Consider the following 18,667-nt stretch of genomic DNA (forward strand, 5'->3'; position numbering starts at 1 on the left):
TGTTTGTGAGTAAATTTCTGAAAATAAGGTGGTTGATTATTTCTTCTGGAATAAATCTAATCGATAAGTCGATTCTCGCTGGTTGGTTAAATGAATCAATGGAGCATTGGGTTGCGCGGCTTCCAGAAAGAAATCATGTACCTGATCGCCAGTTAATGGATAATCGTGTACAAACGGCGTCCAATGAACCAGTAGTAAATGGCCATTGGTGTTGAGGTGATCGATCAGCAATTGCCGGGTGCGTGTCAAATCGGGCATGGCCAAGTAGTACCCGACTTCTGACAATAGAATCAGGTCGAACGAGCTGTCGGGAAATTCATTGGGTAGTTGCATCTGCTGGATCGTTACACCAGGGTAGGACGCCAGTCGTTCGCGAGCCGCTTTTAGGGGTAATGCGCTGGCATCAACGGCCAGGAGTCGGCTACATCGGTCGGCCAGCATTTGGGTCAATACACCAATGGAACAGCCAATTTCAAAGGCATCGTCGTAGTGCGCATTGGGCAAAGCGGCTAGCGTGGCTTCATACTTCTGACGTTCGTAGTCGCTGGTGGCAAATGACCAGGGATCGTCGTTCGCCTGATAAACATGATCGAAATAGGCTTGATCTAAGGTTGATAATGGAGTTGACATAGGTTGGCTTAACGATTTGTTTTGCCCTCTAGAAAGAGCTCACGAGGTTGATCGAAATGGGTAAGTAATTCCGGCGACAGATAAAAAGCGGTTGGATCATCGTTGATTAGATGAGTTACCTGCGATTGGTGAGCCGCAATAGCCTGATTTCGCTGGTTCATTACGGAATCAATCGAAACGCGCCATACCAATATGTCAGCAGGGTCAGGCATATCGTCTTCAGTGCCTAATTCCCATAACCAGATCAGATATTCTAATAGCCTGGGCTTCGTTGCCAGTTGCTTGAGCGCTTCCTGGACAATCTGCCAGGAGGCTCGATGATCTGGGTGAGGGTCCCGTCGCCAGGGTACAAATACGGTGGTTGGTTTTAGCTGATCGATCAGCGTCGCTAGCTGCGTAACGGCTTCCGAAAAGCCAGCCACCCCAAGAGTCGGTACCTGCCGATCTCGATAGCGCAAAAACGTACAGGCGTCTGGAGCAACGCCCAGAATTTGTAGCGCTTCGCGTGCTTCCGACTCGCGTAAATTACGCAACCGCTCTGCCGGATACGCTTTTGAGTGTGGGTGTGACATGGTGCCATCACTAACAAATACAGCGTGTACGGCATAATTTAGCTGCCGTAACTGAGCAATCGTACCTCCGCAACCAAGCGATTCATCATCCGGGTGAGGAGCCACTACTAACGCTGAACCAATGGTTTGTAGATTCGTGAGCGGTTCTGCCAGATCGTCTAGGCTGTGGGTCTGATTAACGCCAAAGTTCATCGGCAGGTTGTGGGTTTGTGAGGACAAATTTTCCAATATCTACCAAAGTTGCATCGGGAGCGGGTTGGCGCAGGTAATGAGTCAGGTCGCGATGGATGCGTTCAAAAGGGTGCGGGCGAAGTAAACCTCTGGCCCCTACACACCGTTCGGCTAGTGGCATTACCCGCAGACAGATTTCTTCGATAGCTGTTCGAGTCATATTGGCGTAGGCTACGATCTTGGTCCAATCAGCTCCTTCGGCCAGCCAGCGATCGATGTTATTGCCAGCAGCTTCAAGCCATTGGTTGCCCGATTCTAGTAAACAGGCCATTTCGGCGAGTCGTGTTTGTTGAAATAGATCGTCGGTGCGCTTCAGCATCGTCAGAAATTGTCGGGTTGCAGTATACATAGCTTCTGCTCCGCCAAGTTGTACGGCTGCAAACCGAATGGCGCCACCACTAAAATAGGGCTGCCGGTAATAGTCGTTGGGTTGTCCAAGTAAGTCTGCATCGCTTACCTCAATGCCGGTAAAATCAAGTTTAAGACTGGCCGATGCCCGCATGCCCAATGGTTGCCAGAACTGATTGTCCTGAGCAATCGGTGAAACTTGCTCAGTTGGTACAATCGTCATTTGCCAGCCTCTGCGTTGTTCTCCCTGCTGGTCACGTGTTTGTAATTCGCCGGTAATTAGGGGGCGTTGAATCCAGCCAGCTCCGGAGCAAAATGTTTTAGCTCCCGACAGGCGATAGATCGTATCGCCTGCAGGGGTGTTGACTCCCTCAATCTGTACGCCGTTATCGGCTTGTGTATTCCAGACACTGAATAATCGATGATGTTGGACTATGTCGGTATACCAGCGTATCCGTTGATCGGGTGTAGCAAAGAGATGAATTAAATACAACGCATTGATGTGCCCTTCGTAGACCCGACCGACAGCTAAATTAGCTGAACCAATTCGTTTAAGTAAATGCAGTAATCGAGCCGTTTGCCCCGAACAGAAATCAAGATCATGGCCGGGGAGAGTAATCGCCAGCAACCCTGCTTCCGCCATCCAGCGAAAGGCATCTTCAGGAAAAGCCCCTTCCTGATCTGTATCCGGAGCGGCCAGCGCTATCCGATCAATCAATGGATTTAACAGACTTGGGCTATCAATTGGTAGGCGTGAAATAGTAGACGTAGCTTCCTGCGTGGCGTTCATGTCTTGTTAAATCGACAGCCCTGCAGATTGTTCAAGAGGCTGCCTAAAAATTAGTTTTTCATTTATTTACCCGACCCCCAACCCCCTGAAGGGGGCTTAGTTCATTGTGGGAATAAGGCCCCTTCAGGGGGTTGGGGGTAAAGCCGAGACTATTTTTATGAAGTTTAGAGGTCTCTAAGAAATAGGATGGCTGCGTTTAATTGACGCAAAAAAAGAATTTGCGGTACCACTGCCTCACAGAAGCAACAAAGTTGGCCCCAGCTAGTTCATAATCATTGGTACCTCTTCAAGTTCTGCGTTTATAGCCAATAGCTGTACGAGTTTCTCGAGTTAAGGCATTGGTTTTTTATGGACAGGAGCCAGAAAGCGCTATTCTATGTTTTTTCTATACAACCGATGACTCAATATCAACCTAACTCAACAGTACACGCAGGCTATCAGGAACCAGCTAAATCGGAAGTCGTAAAACAATCACAAAGTCCAGATGAATCAGCAGGAGAAGTAACCGATTTACTTTGCTTTTCGCACCTGCGGTGGAATTTCGTTTATCAGCGTCCCCAACATCTCCTTAGTCGGGCCAGCCGAAACTGGCGGGTCTGGTTTATTGAAGAGCCTATTTATAGCCACGAAGACCGATTGGAACTTCATCCCGTCAGCGAGACCCTAACAGTTGTGGTGCCCTTTCTGAAACATGGAACAAGTCATGAGGAGGCAATTCGTCAGCAACGGGAAGCAGTAAATCAATTGATTGCGCAGCATTCGATTCGCGATTTTATCGCCTGGTATTATACCCCTATGGCGCTCTCCTTTAGTGATCATCTGACGCCCCGTCTGACGATCTATGATTGTATGGATGAGTTGTCGGCCTTTTTAGGGGCACCCCGGAGTTTGCTGGACAAAGAAAAGGAGTTGCTTAACCGGGCCGATTTAGTCTTTACGGGCGGAATGAGCTTATACGAAGCCAAGAAAACCCGACATGACAGCGTCTTTGCGTTTCCAAGTAGCATTGATTATCATCATTTCGAGCCAGCCCGGCATTCGTTGCCTGAACCTGCAGATATTACTGGAATTGCCGGGCCACGTATTGGTTTTTGCGGGGTAATTGACGAGCGAATGAACATTGATTTGTTGGGCGAACTGGCCCAGAAGCGGCCTGACTGGCAATTTGTGTTGTTAGGGCCGGTTGTTAAAATTAATCCAGCACATTTGCCTAAAGGCCCCAATCTGCACTATCTGGGCATGAAACCGTACGAAAACCTGCCTGCTTATTTTAATCAGTGGGATGTGGCCATGATGCCGTTTGCGCTTAATGAAGCAACCCGCTATATCAGCCCTACCAAAACACCGGAATATCTGGCAGCCGGATTGCCCGTCGTGTCAACGTCCATTCAGGATGTGATTAGTACCTATGGAGGATGGGCGCCGGTGCTTATCGCCGATACGGCTGAGGCTTTTGAACAGGCCATTGATAAGGCGCTTCATCATACTATGTCCGACGACTGGAAGGCTGTCGATGAGTTTTTATTGGCTAATTCCTGGGATAGCACCTGGGAGGCCATGAACCGGCTTATCCTGGCACGAATGACAGTAAATTTTCAATAACCTAACCTAAATAGGAGACTGCTGATTATAGTTATGTATCACTGATCAGTTAGTGGTTTACTACGTTATTCGTAAGCGTATAAACGTTTACGCTCAACCTGTTGGGCTGGTAAACGCATGTCGTCAATAGTAGTAAACCCAATGGCTATTTATTCGTTTAATAGTAAGGTAGACTAGGTCGTACATAATGATATAGGAGGTAGGTTGACGTATGAGTGTTATTAAACCAGCTCTCCAGCATCCAGAGTTAATTTCTTATTTTTCAGGAGCTAATAACTATTGCTGGCTTTATTTTCGGAATGGCGAAAAGAAATTGCTGGCTAAACCAATTAGTTATCTGGAAAGTCAGCTACCCGATTTCATTCGGGTTCATAAAACTGTGCTGGTCAATCCGGCTTATGTAAAAAGCCTGGATGAGCCTCCGCACAAAAAAATGTCGGGTAAGGTGCATCTGGATAGTGGCGAAGTATTCCCGGTTAGCCGTCGACGCTGGCTTCAGGTAGTAGAGTCGTTGCTGAAGCATGCTACGAAAGACAGTCGAGAGGAACCATTGGATACCCTGTCCGAGGCCATGAGTACGCCCCTGAATGGGCAGTCTCAGGAACCCGCCGTGGCCTCTGTGTTTCTGGTTACGAATGATCAGGAAAGGGCTTCTTGGGCCGAGCAATCGCTACGGGGGAAATGGCCTTCCTATCATATTCACATTGCTCAGGAAAGTACGTTTCTGCCAGAAATCCTAAGTCAACTGCCCGAATCAGAGTATCCATTGCTGATTATACTAGATGCCAGAACGCAAACAACGGAGCGACTGAATACTCTGCAACGGTTAAAAAGCGACAGCCAGCTTAGTCGAATTCCAGTTGTGCTGCTGGTTTTGCCAACCGAACAATTGGTGATTAATGGCTACCAAAAACAGGCAAACTCAGTGGTATCAATGCCAATTGGCTCCCAACTTTTTGAAAACACTATTGAGCGTATTTGCCAATTCTGGCTACACATTGTCAGATTGCCTGGTTCCAGCAGATCTGGTAACTAAAAAACTGAGTTGCTAATTACCTGCCGATCCGCCTGTCCATTGGGGAAATCGATTAAATAAAGACAAAGGGAAGTGCCAGGGAGGTATTGCGATCTAAGAGTTGTTTATGTTTCTGCCGTTGGCGGTTCTGAAAGCGGATCATTGAGCACTGAAAATTCTATCTGGCTGGAGAATGCCATTGGGAGGTATCGTTATGAAATTTGCCAAGATTGACGGGGCGGCTAAACAATCTACTTAATCAATATATTATTAAGAGAGAACCTAGCCATTGTGCCATGAAGAGTAATGATCCTCAATCCCTGATTAAAGCTAATTTCAGGTTTGCCAAGATACTCGTTATTGAAGATAATGACGATCACTGGCTACTAACCAGGCAAGCTATGGAGCAATCGCTCCCCGAAGTAACTTTTGTGCGGGTTGCTACGCCAGCGCAAGCGCTGACTCTTCTTAATGAGTGGCATTATCAGGAATGGGAGATTCCAAAACTGATCCTGTTGGATTTGTACTTGCCCAGCAGCGAAGATGGCTGGACATTACTTAAACAGATCAAGCAAATGCCTTCGCCGATCAATCAGATTCGCATTGTTATGCTCAGTTCATCAGAAGTTAAAGCCGACATAGCAAAGGCCTATCAACTGGGCGTTTCCTCCTATCTGGTAAAGCCTACTACTTTTTCGGATTGGTTGTTCTATTTTCAGGAATTACGGGCTTATTGGTGGGAAACGGTTAGCTTACCACCTACACACTATAGTTTTTGAGTGAAGGGCGTAGTTTAATTCTGTGGATTCTATAGAATTCTTTTTTGGTAATTGATGGGAATAGAATCGCAAGAATCCTATAGAATCCACAGAATTAAAATGTCAGGACGATTTTTCCGGTTGTCCGGCGACTTTCTAATTGTTGATGGGCGTCGGCAATCTGCTCGGCGGGGAGCACCTGGCTAACCGTAATTTTTAATTTCCCGTCTGCAATGAACTGGTTGATCGTTTCCAGATCGCTGCCACTGGTATGCACTTGTGTGCGTTCTGCTTTGATGTCGGGTCGGATAGCCAATACTTTATCCATAGCCCCATAAGCAATCGAAATCAGATGGCCGTTAGGTTTAAGAACCTTCGCAGAGGTGAAAACCGTATCAGCACCGGCTGTATCGAAAACAAGATCTACATCGCTCACCGCTTTTTCGACATCGGTTTTTGTATAATCAATAAACTCATCGACACCCAATGACCGAACAAAGGCTTCATTCTTACCCGAAGCCGTCCCAATCACATAGGCGCCAATTGCTTTGGCGAGTTGAACGCCTAAGTGCCCAACGCCACCCGATGCCGCCTGAATCAGCAATTTCTGACCGGCTTCGAGATGCCCATGTTCAGTGAGCGCCTGCCAGGCCGTGAGTACAGCCAGAGGGGCAGCCGCAGCTTCTTCGAATGATAACTGAGTAGGTTTGTGAGCCAGATTGTCGGCCGGAGCGGCAACGTATTCCGCATAGGCATTGCCCGGTTTAGGAAAGTTGACCATGCCATAAACGGCATCGCCCGGCTTAAACGTTGTTACGCTGCTTCCCGTTTCTACCACTTCACCAGCCATATCCCAACCCAGAATGATGGGGTGAGTATAACTCTGCGAGTAGGGCGTTGTGCCGTTTCTCGTTTTAAAGTCGGCCGGATTTACCCCAAAAGCTTTGACTTTTACCAGAACTTCATCGGGAGTAATGGTTGGAGTAGGTACTTCCTGAATGGCGAAATTTTCGACGCCACCCCAATCGCTTAAAACAATCGCTTTCATAGACAATGTTTATTGATAATGAGCAATGAATAATGAGAAATGGATAATGTCACTAGCGGCCATTATCCATTTCTCATTATTCATTTTCTAATTTACTTCAGGTGTGCCCGAAGCATCCAGGCAATTTTTTCATGTTTCTCCATAAGGCCAGTAATGTAATCGCTGGTTCCAGCATCCTTATGCGCATCGGCAAATTCATTGATGTTTCCGCGAATGAATTCAATGATACTTTCGTGGTCGCTCAATAGTTTCTTCATCAGGCTCCGACTATCGTTACCGTCTTCGTCCTGTTCGGTCAGGTGCGTTAGTTGCAGGAAATTCTTCAGCGTAGCGGGGGCGTAGTGGCCTAACTGGCGGATGCGCTCAGCTACATTATCCACAATCTCTGCCGACTCATTATAGAGCTCTTCGAAGTAGAGGTGTACCGAATGGAAGTCCATCCCTTCCAGATTCCAATGAGCGTTCAGCGTTTTTGTATACAATACAAATTCGTCGGCCAGGAGCTTGCTTAATTGGTGAGCGACTACTTCTCTGTTCTCTGCTGAAATGCCAATGTTTGTTTTCATTTGGGAAGATTTTTAAAATAGTAAATGGTATATGTAACTCTGATAGAACACCGAAACCGGGATATGAAATTCAATGGAACGCTGATTTTTATGAGGGTTATGATTACCAGTGATTTCTATAAAAGGAAGCTGTTTTAACTTTTCCTTTTTGGCTAAAAACGCAGCGTTTTTTTAGGAGGAATGACAAAAAAACTAGTTGATACAAGCAGTTTTAGGAAGTTTAGCAGATTTAAACTAATCATAACCCTCATAAAAATCAGCGTTCTATTTAGTTGAAAATGAATAGGGGAAATCTTCTGGTTTGATGCCACGCTGCCGATTGGGTGTCGTCGACATATCGAAGTCCAGTGTGGCTCCCTGTGTTAATTCTTTATGGCTCAGCCAGTTTTTTGAATAAGTTTTTCCATTCAGGCGTAGTGTGTTGATGTACTTATGCTGGTCGCTATTGTTAGGCGCTTTAATAATCAGCTCTTTGCCATTTTCTAATTTCGCTGTTACCTTTTTGAATAGGGGAGCCCCCAGAACGTACTGATCGGTTGCGGGACAAACAGGATAAAAGCCCATCGCTGTAAATACGTACCAGGCCGATGTCTGCCCGTTATCTTCGTCGCCACAATAGCCATCAACCGTTGGCAAATAGAGCCGATTCATCACTTCCCGAAGCCAGTATTGGGCTTTCCAGGGCTCTCCAGCATAGCTATACAGGTAAATCATGTGCTGAATCGGCTGGTTTCCGTGGGCATACTGGCCCATATTGGCAATCTGCATTTCCCGAATTTCGTGAATAACGCTGCCGTAATAACTCTCGTCGTACACAGGTGGGATAGTAAAAACAGAATCTAGTTTTGTAACGAATTGCTGCCGACCACCCATCAGATTCATAAGGCCCTGCACATCATGAAAAACCGACCAGGTGTAATGCCAGCTGTTGCCTTCGGTAAAGGCATCACCCCATTTGAACGGATTAAACGGCGACTGGAAGGTTCCATTCTGGTTCTTGCCGCGCATCAGACCCGTCTGCTTATCAAATAAATTCCGGTAGTTCTGGCTCCGTTTCGCAAACCGGTCGATTTCGGCCTGAGGGCGTTTGAGAGCTTTGGCCAGCTGATAAATGGCGAAATCGTCGTAGGCATATTCCAGTGTTCGGGCAGCATTTTCGTTGATTTTTACGTCGTAAGGTACATAGCCCAGCGTATTGTAATAACTGGCTCCCCGCCGACCAACGGCATCTAATGGCCCCTCTTGTTCCGAATTTTTCAATACGGCCTCATACAATGTATTGATATCGTACCCACGTCCTCCTTTCAGGTAAGCATCTGCAATAATAGACGCCGAATTGGAGCCAATCATGGTGTTCCGCAGACCAGGGCTTGCCCATTCGGGTAGCCAACCTCCTTCTTTATACGCATTAACTAAACCTTCCTGAATCTGGACGTTCAACGAAGGATACATCAAGTTCAAAAAAGGGAATAATGAACGGAACGTGTCCCAAAAACCTGTGTCGGTAAATAAATAGCCGGGCATCACCTGACCATTGTAAGGGCTATAATGCACTACTTTCCTGGCAGCATCCAGTTCATAGAATTTTCGGGGAAACAGGAGTGAGCGATATAAACAGGAGTAAAAGGTTTGCTTTTGAGCAAGGGTGCCACCTTCAACCTGAATTCGGCCGAGTTCTTTATTCCAGGCTTGTTTGGCTTTCTGCTTAACCGTATCAAATGAATCGGTACCCAACTCCTTCAAATTCAGTTCGGCCTGTTCCAGGCTGATAAAGGACGAAGCTACTCTCGCTTGAATTTGTTCGCCTTTGCTGGTTTTGAAGCCGACTACGGCCCCCGCATGATTGGCAGTAATTTCCAGAGAATCAGCCGTTATTGTTTTCTCGTGCCAGACCTGTGCCGTCGTGAACGGCTTATCGAAGTAGATGACGAAGTAGTTTTTAAAATTGGCCGGTACACCACCGCTGTTCCGGGTTGTGTAGCCAATAATCTTATGCTCCTTCGGTATTATTTTCACGTAAGATCCCTTATCGAAGGCGTCTAATACGACATAAGAGTGGTTGGTTTTGGGGAAGGTGAATCGAAATGTAGCTGCTCGTTCGGTGGGGGCCAGCTCAGTAGTAACGTCGTGATCGGCCAGATACACACTGTAGTAATAGGGAGTTGCTAGTTCCGATTTGTGCGAATACCAACTAGCACGCTCGTTCTCGTCAATCTGAAGTTTCCCGGTTATCGGCATGAGCGAAAATTGGCCGTAGTCGTTCATCCAGGGCGAAGGCTGGTGCGTTTGTTTAAACCCCCGAATTTTGTCGGCAGCATAAGTATAGGCCCATCCGTCACCCATTTTGCCTGTCTGGGGCATCCAGAAATTCATTCCCCAGGGTAATGCAATAGCTGGATAGGTATTTCCATTCGATAAACTTGGTTTGGAATCCGTTCCGATTAATGGATTGACCAAGGCAACTGGATCGTAGGTAACGGGCTGGGCAAATAGGGTAGAGGGCAACGTTGTCCAGGCAAGTAAATAGAGGAGTTTTTTCATAAGGGTAGTCAGGCGCCAACTGCCTATCTAATCAATTCGCCAAATTATTGACGGTCTTCTGAGAAGAGGATGACAGTGCTTATCGGGAGAGATTTAGAAGGCAAATTTAGCCTGAATACTATCGCTGAAACAAACTGATTGAATGAAATCGAAGTAGAATTGTGGCATCCAGGCCTGAGGTTACGCTAAGGAAATTCCCATGGTAACTAGTCTATTAAGGTAAAATTTTACAGTAAAATAGGTGTTTATATTGATATTATTTAAGTGAAATAAAAAGGCGTTTTCGCATTAAGTAAGTTTATTTATTTAAAAATATGTAAAATAAATATTGTGTAAACGGTAGTTTGTTGATAGTTTTGGCAACGCACCGGAAACTAGTTAGAACTACCCCACACCTATCACTGAGCAGACTGAGTGGATTCGTTTGCTTATGAAATAATAGACTGATCATGTGATTATAATAATATATATACTCCGGCTTACAGTTTTTTAAATGATACAAGTGTACAAGATGAATGTGAGGATGGGTGTGGTCGTGTGGATAACACTTGTAGCTATTCTAGCTGGTTTTTGCGAAGCAAAAGCTCAAATCAAAATTACATTTCCTGTCAGTCGACTGGTTCTTCAGCGAGACAACGGAAATCAGGCAAACGTACAAATTGTTGGAAGCTACAGTCAGGCCTTAGATGCTGTTGAAGTTCGCGTTGTAGCGCGTGTTGACGGACAGGGTACCACGACCGACTGGACTACGCTACAGACCAACCCAACAAATGGCCAGTTTAGGGGTACGCTATCCGTTAAAGGGGGCTGGTATAAACTGCTGGTCCGGGGCCGAAGCGGTGGCGCGATTGTCACCACTGATTCATTAGATCGATTTGGGGTAGGAGAGGTGTTTGCCATCATGGGGCACTCCAATGCTCAGGGATCTAGCTGTACGGTTAATGGAGCGAACCAGTGTCCATCTATTAATGGTGCAAATGACGATCGGGTTACTATTGTTGCTATTGATGATAATGGCAGTGATTTTCAGCAATATCTCAATACTGCTGATACGCGTTACCTACCGGGGCTGGCATTCAGTCAGTTGTCGCTTACCAGTGGTTTCTCGCCTTTTGCCAGTATACCTTGGCTTTGGGGGCATATGGGCGATGTACTCGTCCAGCGGATCAACGTTCCGGTCATGTTTTACAATGCAGGATTCGGAGGAACAACTATGCAGCAAAACTACTTTGCAGCGTATAATATACCCTTTCAGCATTCATTTGTACGCTACGACCTGCGAATGCCTTATGCTAATTTTCGTAACCTGATGAATCTTTACGTACCTACTACAGGGCTACGCGCTGTATTGATTCAACATGGTGAAAATGATCGCGATAACCCGACCGACTCGACGGCAAAGTACTATTACAAGGTTATTGATAAAGTAAGATCCGAGTTTAGTAAGCCGAATCTGGCCTGCATTATCGCTTTGTCATCATTTGTTGGGGCCCGCTTCGACAATGTACGTTCTGCGCAGTTTCGGGTTATTAATACAGCAGGTTATTTAGCATTTCAGGGGCCTGATCTGGATAATATAAACACATTAGCCGATCGACCCGATGGGCTTCATTTTTCGCCCTCTGGCCAAAACAAAGCGGGTGATTCCTGGGCTAATGCGATCTCCGACTCGTACCTGGCCATGATTTCGCCCTATCCGGCAGAGGCTCAGCCGGTAGCGAGTTTGGCTTGCGCAGGCTCCAACCAATTGACGCTTACGCAACCAGCTGGTTATCAATACACGTGGAGTACAGGTAGTACCAGTAGTAGTCTGACGGTTGGCACCGGTATCTATACGGCACGACTCCTGAACGGACAGAACAAAGTGTACTTTCCGCCAGCAGTGGTTGTTCCGACAACGGTTCAGCCAGCAGCTCCAACCGTAACGACCGATAACGGAACCTTGGCGATATGCCGTACTACTGGGTTGAAATTAATGTCATCGTATACGGGGCTAAATCGCTGGAGTACGGGCGCTACCTCGTCGTCTGTTGTGGTTACTAACCCTGGCGTTTATAGTGTCCAGGCGCAGCACGCAGTTTATGGATGTTTGTCCAATGCGGTTTCACAAACGATCAGCTTGGCTTCGGCAGAACTGAGTTTGGCATTCAGAACAGCCCGACGAACAATTTCGATAAATGATACTGTCAGTTTCTGGCTTTCTGTACAAAACAAAGGCACTTGTGATGTGGGTGCAGTGTCGATGCAGAGCCGCCTGCCACCTAATGTTACATTCGTTTCGTCGGTCGATAATTTGAGCGCGTCCAACGGTGTAGTGAGTGGTACGATTGGCAGCATGACAGCGGGTTTAACAACGAATCGGCGGTACGTTGTCCGGCTAACAGCACCGGGAACTTACATTGCGGCTGCTGAATTAACGGCTTCGGTTAACCCAATAGCGGGTGTAACGCTGAACAACGGGACGGCTAATGGAGAGAAAGACGAAGCGCAGACTGATGTTCGAACGTTGGCAAGTTCATCGAGTGTATATGTTTCGCCCAACCCCAATCAGATAACGTTACCGACTGTTCAATCGAATCAGCCAACGCCCGACCCTGCTAAAGCCGACTTAAGTTTACAGATGCAGCTTAGCAGTATGTCGATAAAGACTGGGCAGCCAGTTAGCGTTACGCTCATCGTAAATAATCTGGGTGGTTTAACGGCCAAGAATGTTGTATTGAACAATTTGTTACCATCTAGTTTGCAGTTTGTAAGTTCATCGTCGGGCATGACGGTCAATGGATCGACTGTGCAGGGGACAATTAACCAGATACCTGCCGGACAATCAGCTAGTCTAACGTTTGTTCTTCAGGCAACAAGTATGGGCACCTTCATCAATAGGGCTCAAATTTTTAGTACCGATCAGGCTGATCCCGACTCGACGCCTGGTAATGGCTATACGAATGGCGAAGATGACCAGGCGAGTGCCTATCTGCGAACGATTAATCCGGATAGCCTGCCTAAATGAGTAGCATGATAAGCAGTTATCGAACAACTTTACTCAATAAGCCAATGAACTACTTTCTTAATTTTCTATTCTGCCTTACGCTGACTTCCTATAGCCTTGCCCAGTCGACAGATACGGCTAAAGCGCCTAGTGGTTATCTGTACAAAGTAGATAATGCGATTCCGGGGCAGACAGTGTACGTATGTGGGGAGCGCCCATTTAATGCCAATGGGAATTTGGCAGGATCGGGTAATTTAAACGCACAGACTCAGCAGCTATTCGAAAATATAAAAACGTCACTGGCTACAGTTGGTATGACCCTGAAGGATATTACCCAGATAAAGTATTTTGTTAAAGGAGAAACGGAAACCTCACTGGTGAGTAACCTTGATTCGCAACAATTAAAAGCGGTACAAACTACTTACCTTACTATTCCGCCCAAAATCGTTGACATGAAAAATGTTGGGCAAACCGTGCGCAACGGCGTCCTGATTGAAATCGAAGTCATTGCGATAAAGTAATGAACTGAGGGAACTACTACTTATCTGGGCAATAGTCGAAATTCGCCGGTAGTTAAGTCGTAGTCGTACTGGCGAGGAATGCCAGTCGCCAGTTCAACTTTCTCGATGTCGGCAGGACTGATGTGTTCTAATTCCATCATCAGGGCCCGCAGACTATTTCCGTGAGCAACCACCAATACGGCTTGTTCAGCCTGTAGGTGGGGTAAAATGGTTGTTTTAAAGTATGCGACTACTCGGGCATGTGTGTCTGCCAATCGTTCGCCATGTGGAGGTTGGTCTTCGTAACCACGTCGCCAACGGAATACCTGCTCGGCGCCAAATTGCGTTTCGGCTTCGAGCTTGTTCATGCCCTGTAGATCGCCATACATGCGTTCATTAAGGGCTTCACTGCGTTCAATCGGTAGGTCTGTCTGACCAATTTCAGTCAGAATTATCGACATCGTTTCGATAGCCCGTTGTAATACCGACGTAAAGCCAATGCTAAAGTTTGGCGGCTGATTGGCTTTGAGCAAATCTCCGGCTTCACGGGCCTCCTGCCGACCAAGATCGGTAAGGGGTGTATCAGTATTACCCGTAAAGCGGTTTTCTAAATTCCATTGTGACTGTCCGTGACGGACGATAACGAAGAGAGGCATATACACTGACTACAAGTAAAACGAAAAAAGTGTTTTATGGAAAACAAACTTTATAACGACGTGATTGAAATAACTAAAGTGTGCATAATATGGAATTTTCGAGTCTGCTGATCATGAGCCGCTAGTTGTTTTTGCGATATAATGAAGGCCGGGTAATCGGTCGGGCTAAATTTAACGTAAGTAATATAGAACACGTTTGGACAAGCTGAAATTTTGTCCCTACTTTAAACGCTGTCGAAATTCCCTATCGACTTTGTATCTTTGCGACTGATGCTCACAGAAAGCTTTTGGCAACGGTTTATTCCATTCCGCAAGGCTGCCCCTGCTAAACAGGATACTTGTTTTTGGCAGGTGGATATTCATTCGCATTTATTACCCGATTTAGATGATGGGGTAAATAGTCTTGAGGAGACCCTGGTCTGCCTCAGGCAGTTGGCCGATTGGGGTATTCATAAGGTTGTTACTACCCCACACGTGAGCCGTGATTGGTACCCCAACGGAACGAGTACAATTCAGGAAAGTTTAACCGCCGTACAAGAGCTCATTATCGAACACGAGCTTCCGCTTACAATTGAGGTGGCAGCGGAGTATTTGCTGGATGATTTTTTCATGGAGTCGCTGAACAAAGGTGATCTGCTGGCCTTTGGTGAAAAACGATACCTTCTGGTTGAGACGGGTTGGTCGGCCCCTCCATTTGGGCTGGATGATATGTTATTCCGGATTCAGACCCACGGTTACACACCTGTGCTTGCTCATCCGGAACGCTACAAGTATTATCATTCGGATAAGGATAAACATACCTTAGGTCACCTGCGAGAAGCGGGCTGCCTGTTTCAACTGAACTGGATGTCGTTGTGTGGGCGTTATGGATCGCAGGTTGAAAAACAGGCTCGGTATTTACTCCAAAATGCCTGGGTCGATTTTATCGGGAGCGATATGCACCGCTCTAAGGATATTAGCACAATGACTCGCCTGTTTAACTCCGCCGATATGAAGCTGCTGGAGGAGCAACCACTCCTGAATATGAGTCTATTGACGGATGTTAAGCAGCCTTAACGAATAGAGAAGCGTTGAGGTAGAAACCCCAAAAGGTATGGCCAGCTAATCCGGCATACTGGATTAACTGGCTGTAAACTAGTCGTTAGAAGACAAATGACTAGTTTACAGACTGGTCTATTTTTCCATTTGTTCGGTATATCGAGTGCCTACTACGTGAATATAAGTGGAGGCATTCTCAATCTCCCGAAGCTCATCGGCTGTTAACTGAATAGCAACGGCTCTGAAACTCATACCCATACAGCCCGAACCCAGGCCTGATACCTCAAGGTTGCTGTTTACTAGTGCTTTGGCAAAATAGATTCTGGGGGATTCTATAGATTCTATTATGCTGATAATCAGAAACGATAGAATCAACCGCGCGGGCGGCCCCGAGAATCTATAGAAGCTAAATTGGACGAGTACTAGTTTCCGTTTTTGCATTGTTGTACTCATAACAATGTATGTTAATTAGAATACAACTTTACCAGGAGCACAAGTGGTTACACAACAAAATCCAAACAGGAAGTTACGAAAACCAAGCAACGAGTAGTTCGATTGTACTGCTTGAGATGAGAATAGCTGGTGATAGTGTTGCTATATTACTAAGCTAGGCTTGTTGTTAAGAAATATGGATATTGATAGCCAATGACTCGCAGTAAGTTACTACATATGTTGCTTATTACTTAAATTGCTCACCTTCCTAAAATTGGCGCACAGTTCAATGTTTATACGAAAGGCCCCTTACTTATCGGTGATCGTTTGCGTCTTCAATGAAGCGGGGAATAACGCACACTTAATCGAACAAATTGAGCAGGCCTTAGGAGCATTAGATTATGAGATAATCTATGTAAACGATGGTTCAACGGATCAAACCTTGAATGAACTTCGGGCGGTTACCAACAAGCGACTCCGGATTTTGGATTTGCAGAAAAATTATGGGCAAAGCCTTGCTCTTCTGGCGGGTATTGATGCCGCTCGTGGGGCATTCATTGTAACTCTGGATGGCGACTTACAGAATGATCCTGCCGATATACGCCACCTGCTCGATTTGGCCGAGCAAGGTGATTATGATTTAGTAGCGGGTATTCGAACCAATCGACAGGATAACTTTCTGAGCCGGAAGTTGCCGAGCCGCTTGGCTGGCTTGTTTATTTCGAAGGTAATGGGAATGCATTGGGTCGACTATGGCTGTAGTCTTAAAGTCTTTAGGGCTGATTTGGCCAAACGCTTGCGGCTTTATGGAGAACTTCATCGGTTTATTCCGGTTCTGGCTTATCTGGAAGGCGCTCGTATGACACAAGTACCCGTTCTTCATCATCCTCGCCAACTTGGGCAATCAAAGTATGGTCTGAATCGTACGTTGAAAGTACTGAGTGACCTGCTGCTCATGGTGTTTCTAAAAAAGTACCTGCAAAAACCCATGCATCTATTTGGGAGTTGGGGGCTGCTAAGCTTAGCGATAGGAGCGGGGCTTGATGGCTATTGGCTAATCGAGCGTTTATCTGGCTTTGGGGCAGGTAATAATTCCGTATTGTTAATCGGGATTGGATGTATTCTGGCAGGATTTCAATTTATTGGTTTAGGCTTTGTGGCTGAACTTCAGATGCGCACTTACTACGAATCGCAACAGAAAAAACCGTATACCGTCAGGAAGATCTATGAACAGGAAGTTAGTCCTTCACGGATCGAGATCGGCGATTTTTAACGAATTGACTTATTGTAAATGAGTAAGTGTCAGTTATGAAATCAAATTACTTGATAAACTGAACCACATAAGCCGGGTGCCTGTCGAATAACGTAAGCTTACCGATAACTTGATAACGCTGGCCAAGTAGATTGGTTGAATCTGCAATGAAATAGGCTCCAGGTATTTTCTTCGTTGTTTTTCGGAGAATGTCACCTCGGAAGGCTGCAATATGAAATGAGTTAGCATCTGTTGGGTTATCAGCGCCAACTGTAGTTCCGTACCCATACAAGGGATGACCTATGGTTAACTGAGCTGCCTGTTCGGATGTGTCCTGATAAAATTGCCGCTTGGCGACCCGCCCCGGTAAAACCAGCCAGTTAAAGCCTAATCGGACAACAATCATGACGGCCAGCATAAGTCCAAGCCGATTGGCCAATGGACGGCGAAGTTGCCAGGCTAGTACCGACAGTAAACCAGAAACAATGGCTGTTTTCCAGATAACGCCGGGTAAAATACGCGTAGCCGGGTAAAATACAGCTGTCCAGGACCCGACTGCCACCACGACCGTTGCGATAAACCAACTTTGTTCTACATACCAGCGTGGTCGGTCTTTTGGGCTGGAGTGCTCATAGTAGAGATAAGCCAGCACTGTCAAGAGGAGTGGTATCAAGCCAATCAGGTAACGTCCATAAACCTGGGGAGATGACCAATAAATCATGACGGTTGTGCTGAATGTTAGTGCGTTGAAGGCGACAAACGAATTGTTCTTTAGGAGGGCGATTAGATTTCGCCGGAAAAGCAGCACAATTAATAATAGATACGGAAGGAAATGATAAATCACTTCGGCCGGAAAAGTGAGAAAGTGAAGGAGAGTTTCGGTCAGGCCAAACTTCAAGCCAGTTCGTTTAGCGCTTTCATTGAATAATACCCAGGCTATGTCGCTAAAAGGAATCGAGTTGCGGGAGAGATAGGCACTATAATAACTCCCAATGATGAGCAAGAAAAGGCCAATACCGACAAAATGGGCTGGATGAATTAGTTTCGACAGATTCCGGGTGTAAATAAACCAACCTAGTAAGGTGAATGCCTGAAAAGCAACTGGTGGCAATCCTTTTAGCAGAAATCCAATGGCGGTAAGTGCATAAGTTGTTAGATACAATAACCAGTAGCTGCGTTTTTGGTCGAAATGATAAACGAGCATCATGCTTGAATAAAGCACCCATGAAAATGTAATCTCAATCAGCCCCAGCATCGAATCATAGAGCAGCACACGGCCCGTAGTGAGGGTCATAAGAGCTGTAGCAAAGGCTATGGCTGGTGTAGTATACCGACGAATAAAGCCAGCTATGGTTAAGCCAAATAATAGCAGCGAAATAATCATCGGAAAGCGCAACGCAAACGATGAGTAATTGCCAAATAACTTATAAGAGCCAATAATTAGCCAGTTGTATAGCGGGGGTTTATTAAAATAGCGCTCGCCGTTAATCGTCGGCGTAATATAGTCACCCGAAAGAATCATTTCTAGAGAGACCAGTGCCCGACGCGATTCATCACCCATGTCGAGTGGAATATAGCCCAGATGGGATAGGAGAACAACCAACAGGCCAACTACCAATAAGGACGACCAACCCAATGGAAAATAAACCGAAGAAGTAGAAGGGAGCTTTTTCAACGAAAGGGCTGGCATATGATTAACTTA

The 18,667-nt window shown here is 46.1% G+C and carries 16 protein-coding genes; 7 read left to right on the forward strand and 9 right to left on the reverse strand.

Going from position 1 to position 18,667, the window contains the following annotated elements; all coding sequences use genetic code 11:
* Positions 1 to 36 precede the first annotated feature (36 nt).
* The 3 genes from ACYVGR_RS22590 to ACYVGR_RS22600 are packed head-to-tail and all read right to left on the reverse strand — an operon-like array spanning position 37 to position 2,571.
* Positions 37 to 630: a class I SAM-dependent DNA methyltransferase gene (locus tag ACYVGR_RS22590; protein ID WP_460960947.1), complete on the reverse strand. Its 594-nt coding sequence runs from the start codon at positions 628 to 630 to the stop codon at positions 37 to 39.
* Positions 631 to 638: 8 nt separating this feature from the next.
* On the reverse strand, positions 639 to 1,394 hold the full coding sequence (locus ACYVGR_RS22595; RefSeq protein ID WP_460960950.1) for a PIG-L deacetylase family protein: 756 nt from the start codon (positions 1,392 to 1,394) through the stop codon (positions 639 to 641).
* Positions 1,378 to 2,571, reverse strand: coding sequence for an acyl-CoA dehydrogenase family protein (locus ACYVGR_RS22600; RefSeq protein ID WP_460960952.1), 1,194 nt, complete (start codon positions 2,569 to 2,571; stop codon positions 1,378 to 1,380). Before ACYVGR_RS22600 ends, ACYVGR_RS22595 begins: the two co-directional genes overlap by 17 nt.
* A 396-nt stretch (positions 2,572 to 2,967) precedes the next feature.
* Here ACYVGR_RS22600 and ACYVGR_RS22605 point away from each other — a divergent pair, with 396 nt between their 5' ends.
* The 3 genes from ACYVGR_RS22605 (at position 2,968) to ACYVGR_RS22615 (ending at position 5,967) form a co-directional block, all read left to right on the forward strand.
* Positions 2,968 to 4,173: a glycosyltransferase family 1 protein gene (locus ACYVGR_RS22605; protein ID WP_460960954.1), complete on the forward strand. Its 1,206-nt coding sequence runs from the start codon at positions 2,968 to 2,970 to the stop codon at positions 4,171 to 4,173.
* Between the two features lie 211 nt (positions 4,174 to 4,384).
* Positions 4,385 to 5,209, forward strand: coding sequence for a response regulator transcription factor (locus ACYVGR_RS22610; protein ID WP_460960956.1), 825 nt, complete (start codon positions 4,385 to 4,387; stop codon positions 5,207 to 5,209).
* Between the two features lie 275 nt (positions 5,210 to 5,484).
* Positions 5,485 to 5,967, forward strand: coding sequence for a response regulator (locus ACYVGR_RS22615; protein ID WP_460960958.1), 483 nt, complete (start codon positions 5,485 to 5,487; stop codon positions 5,965 to 5,967).
* A gap of 94 nt (positions 5,968 to 6,061) precedes the next feature.
* On the opposite strand, the gene ACYVGR_RS22620 is transcribed toward ACYVGR_RS22615, so the two are convergent.
* The 3 genes from ACYVGR_RS22620 to ACYVGR_RS22630 all read right to left on the reverse strand — a co-directional run bounded on the left by ACYVGR_RS22620 (position 6,062) and on the right by ACYVGR_RS22630 (position 10,101).
* Positions 6,062 to 6,994: an NADP-dependent oxidoreductase gene (locus ACYVGR_RS22620; RefSeq protein WP_460960960.1), complete on the reverse strand. Its 933-nt coding sequence runs from the start codon at positions 6,992 to 6,994 to the stop codon at positions 6,062 to 6,064.
* A 92-nt stretch (positions 6,995 to 7,086) separates the two neighbouring features.
* Positions 7,087 to 7,560 carry a Dps family protein gene (locus ACYVGR_RS22625; RefSeq protein WP_182461219.1) on the reverse strand — a complete coding sequence of 158 codons (474 nt, stop codon included), beginning with the start codon at positions 7,558 to 7,560 and terminating at the stop codon, positions 7,087 to 7,089.
* A gap of 264 nt (positions 7,561 to 7,824) precedes the next feature.
* On the reverse strand, positions 7,825 to 10,101 hold the full coding sequence (locus ACYVGR_RS22630; protein WP_460960963.1) for a GH92 family glycosyl hydrolase: 2,277 nt from the start codon (positions 10,099 to 10,101) through the stop codon (positions 7,825 to 7,827).
* Positions 10,102 to 10,594: 493 nt separating this feature from the next.
* Between ACYVGR_RS22630 and ACYVGR_RS22635 the strand changes: the two genes are divergently transcribed.
* Complete coding sequence (locus tag ACYVGR_RS22635) at positions 10,595 to 13,108, forward strand: hypothetical protein (protein WP_460960965.1); 2,514 nt, start codon at positions 10,595 to 10,597, stop codon at positions 13,106 to 13,108.
* A gap of 44 nt (positions 13,109 to 13,152) precedes the next feature.
* Complete coding sequence (locus ACYVGR_RS22640; RefSeq protein WP_460960967.1) at positions 13,153 to 13,608, forward strand: RidA family protein; 456 nt, start codon at positions 13,153 to 13,155, stop codon at positions 13,606 to 13,608.
* A gap of 20 nt (positions 13,609 to 13,628) precedes the next feature.
* On the opposite strand, the gene ACYVGR_RS22645 is transcribed toward ACYVGR_RS22640, so the two are convergent.
* Positions 13,629 to 14,243, reverse strand: a complete 615-nt coding sequence (locus ACYVGR_RS22645) for a 2,3-bisphosphoglycerate-dependent phosphoglycerate mutase (RefSeq protein ID WP_460960969.1) — start codon at positions 14,241 to 14,243, stop codon at positions 13,629 to 13,631.
* 270 nt (positions 14,244 to 14,513) lie between these two features.
* Here ACYVGR_RS22645 and ACYVGR_RS22650 point away from each other — a divergent pair, with 270 nt between their 5' ends.
* Positions 14,514 to 15,299, forward strand: coding sequence for a tyrosine-protein phosphatase (locus ACYVGR_RS22650; RefSeq protein WP_460960971.1), 786 nt, complete (start codon positions 14,514 to 14,516; stop codon positions 15,297 to 15,299).
* 117 nt (positions 15,300 to 15,416) lie between these two features.
* Here the strand turns inward: ACYVGR_RS22650 and ACYVGR_RS22655 are convergent, their stop codons facing one another.
* Positions 15,417 to 15,734, reverse strand: a complete 318-nt coding sequence (locus ACYVGR_RS22655) for a hypothetical protein (protein WP_460960973.1) — start codon at positions 15,732 to 15,734, stop codon at positions 15,417 to 15,419.
* 268 nt (positions 15,735 to 16,002) lie between these two features.
* Between ACYVGR_RS22655 and ACYVGR_RS22660 the strand changes: the two genes are divergently transcribed.
* Positions 16,003 to 16,986, forward strand: coding sequence for a glycosyltransferase family 2 protein (locus ACYVGR_RS22660; protein WP_460960975.1), 984 nt, complete (start codon positions 16,003 to 16,005; stop codon positions 16,984 to 16,986).
* 46 nt (positions 16,987 to 17,032) lie between these two features.
* On the opposite strand, the gene ACYVGR_RS22665 is transcribed toward ACYVGR_RS22660, so the two are convergent.
* Entirely contained in the window at positions 17,033 to 18,655 is a 1,623-nt protein-coding gene (locus ACYVGR_RS22665) for an ArnT family glycosyltransferase (protein ID WP_460960977.1), read from the reverse strand.
* Positions 18,656 to 18,667 lie beyond the last annotated feature (12 nt).

The sequence above is a fragment of the Spirosoma litoris genome (assembly GCF_054776755.1).

Excerpts from the sequence above, each read along its gene's own strand:
- ACYVGR_RS22630 (WP_460960963.1), bottom strand. The coding sequence starts at position 10,101 with ATGAAAAAACTCCTCTATTTACTTGCCTGGACAACGTTGCCCTCTACC.
- ACYVGR_RS22660 (WP_460960975.1), top strand. The coding sequence starts at position 16,003 with ATGTTTATACGAAAGGCCCCTTACTTATCGGTGATCGTTTGCGTCTTC.
- ACYVGR_RS22665 (WP_460960977.1), bottom strand. The coding sequence starts at position 18,655 with ATGCCAGCCCTTTCGTTGAAAAAGCTCCCTTCTACTTCTTCGGTTTAT.
- ACYVGR_RS22635 (WP_460960965.1), top strand. The coding sequence starts at position 10,595 with ATGATACAAGTGTACAAGATGAATGTGAGGATGGGTGTGGTCGTGTGG.
- ACYVGR_RS22600 (WP_460960952.1), bottom strand. The coding sequence starts at position 2,571 with ATGAACGCCACGCAGGAAGCTACGTCTACTATTTCACGCCTACCAATT.
- ACYVGR_RS22610 (WP_460960956.1), top strand. The coding sequence starts at position 4,385 with ATGAGTGTTATTAAACCAGCTCTCCAGCATCCAGAGTTAATTTCTTAT.
- ACYVGR_RS22645 (WP_460960969.1), bottom strand. The coding sequence starts at position 14,243 with ATGCCTCTCTTCGTTATCGTCCGTCACGGACAGTCACAATGGAATTTA.
- ACYVGR_RS22625 (WP_182461219.1), bottom strand. The coding sequence starts at position 7,560 with ATGAAAACAAACATTGGCATTTCAGCAGAGAACAGAGAAGTAGTCGCT.
- ACYVGR_RS22650 (WP_460960971.1), top strand. The coding sequence starts at position 14,514 with ATGCTCACAGAAAGCTTTTGGCAACGGTTTATTCCATTCCGCAAGGCT.
- ACYVGR_RS22620 (WP_460960960.1), bottom strand. The coding sequence starts at position 6,994 with ATGAAAGCGATTGTTTTAAGCGATTGGGGTGGCGTCGAAAATTTCGCC.
- ACYVGR_RS22615 (WP_460960958.1), top strand. The coding sequence starts at position 5,485 with ATGAAGAGTAATGATCCTCAATCCCTGATTAAAGCTAATTTCAGGTTT.
- ACYVGR_RS22605 (WP_460960954.1), top strand. The coding sequence starts at position 2,968 with ATGACTCAATATCAACCTAACTCAACAGTACACGCAGGCTATCAGGAA.
- ACYVGR_RS22590 (WP_460960947.1), bottom strand. The coding sequence starts at position 630 with ATGTCAACTCCATTATCAACCTTAGATCAAGCCTATTTCGATCATGTT.
- ACYVGR_RS22595 (WP_460960950.1), bottom strand. The coding sequence starts at position 1,394 with ATGAACTTTGGCGTTAATCAGACCCACAGCCTAGACGATCTGGCAGAA.
- ACYVGR_RS22655 (WP_460960973.1), bottom strand. The coding sequence starts at position 15,734 with ATGAGTACAACAATGCAAAAACGGAAACTAGTACTCGTCCAATTTAGC.
- ACYVGR_RS22640 (WP_460960967.1), top strand. The coding sequence starts at position 13,153 with ATGAACTACTTTCTTAATTTTCTATTCTGCCTTACGCTGACTTCCTAT.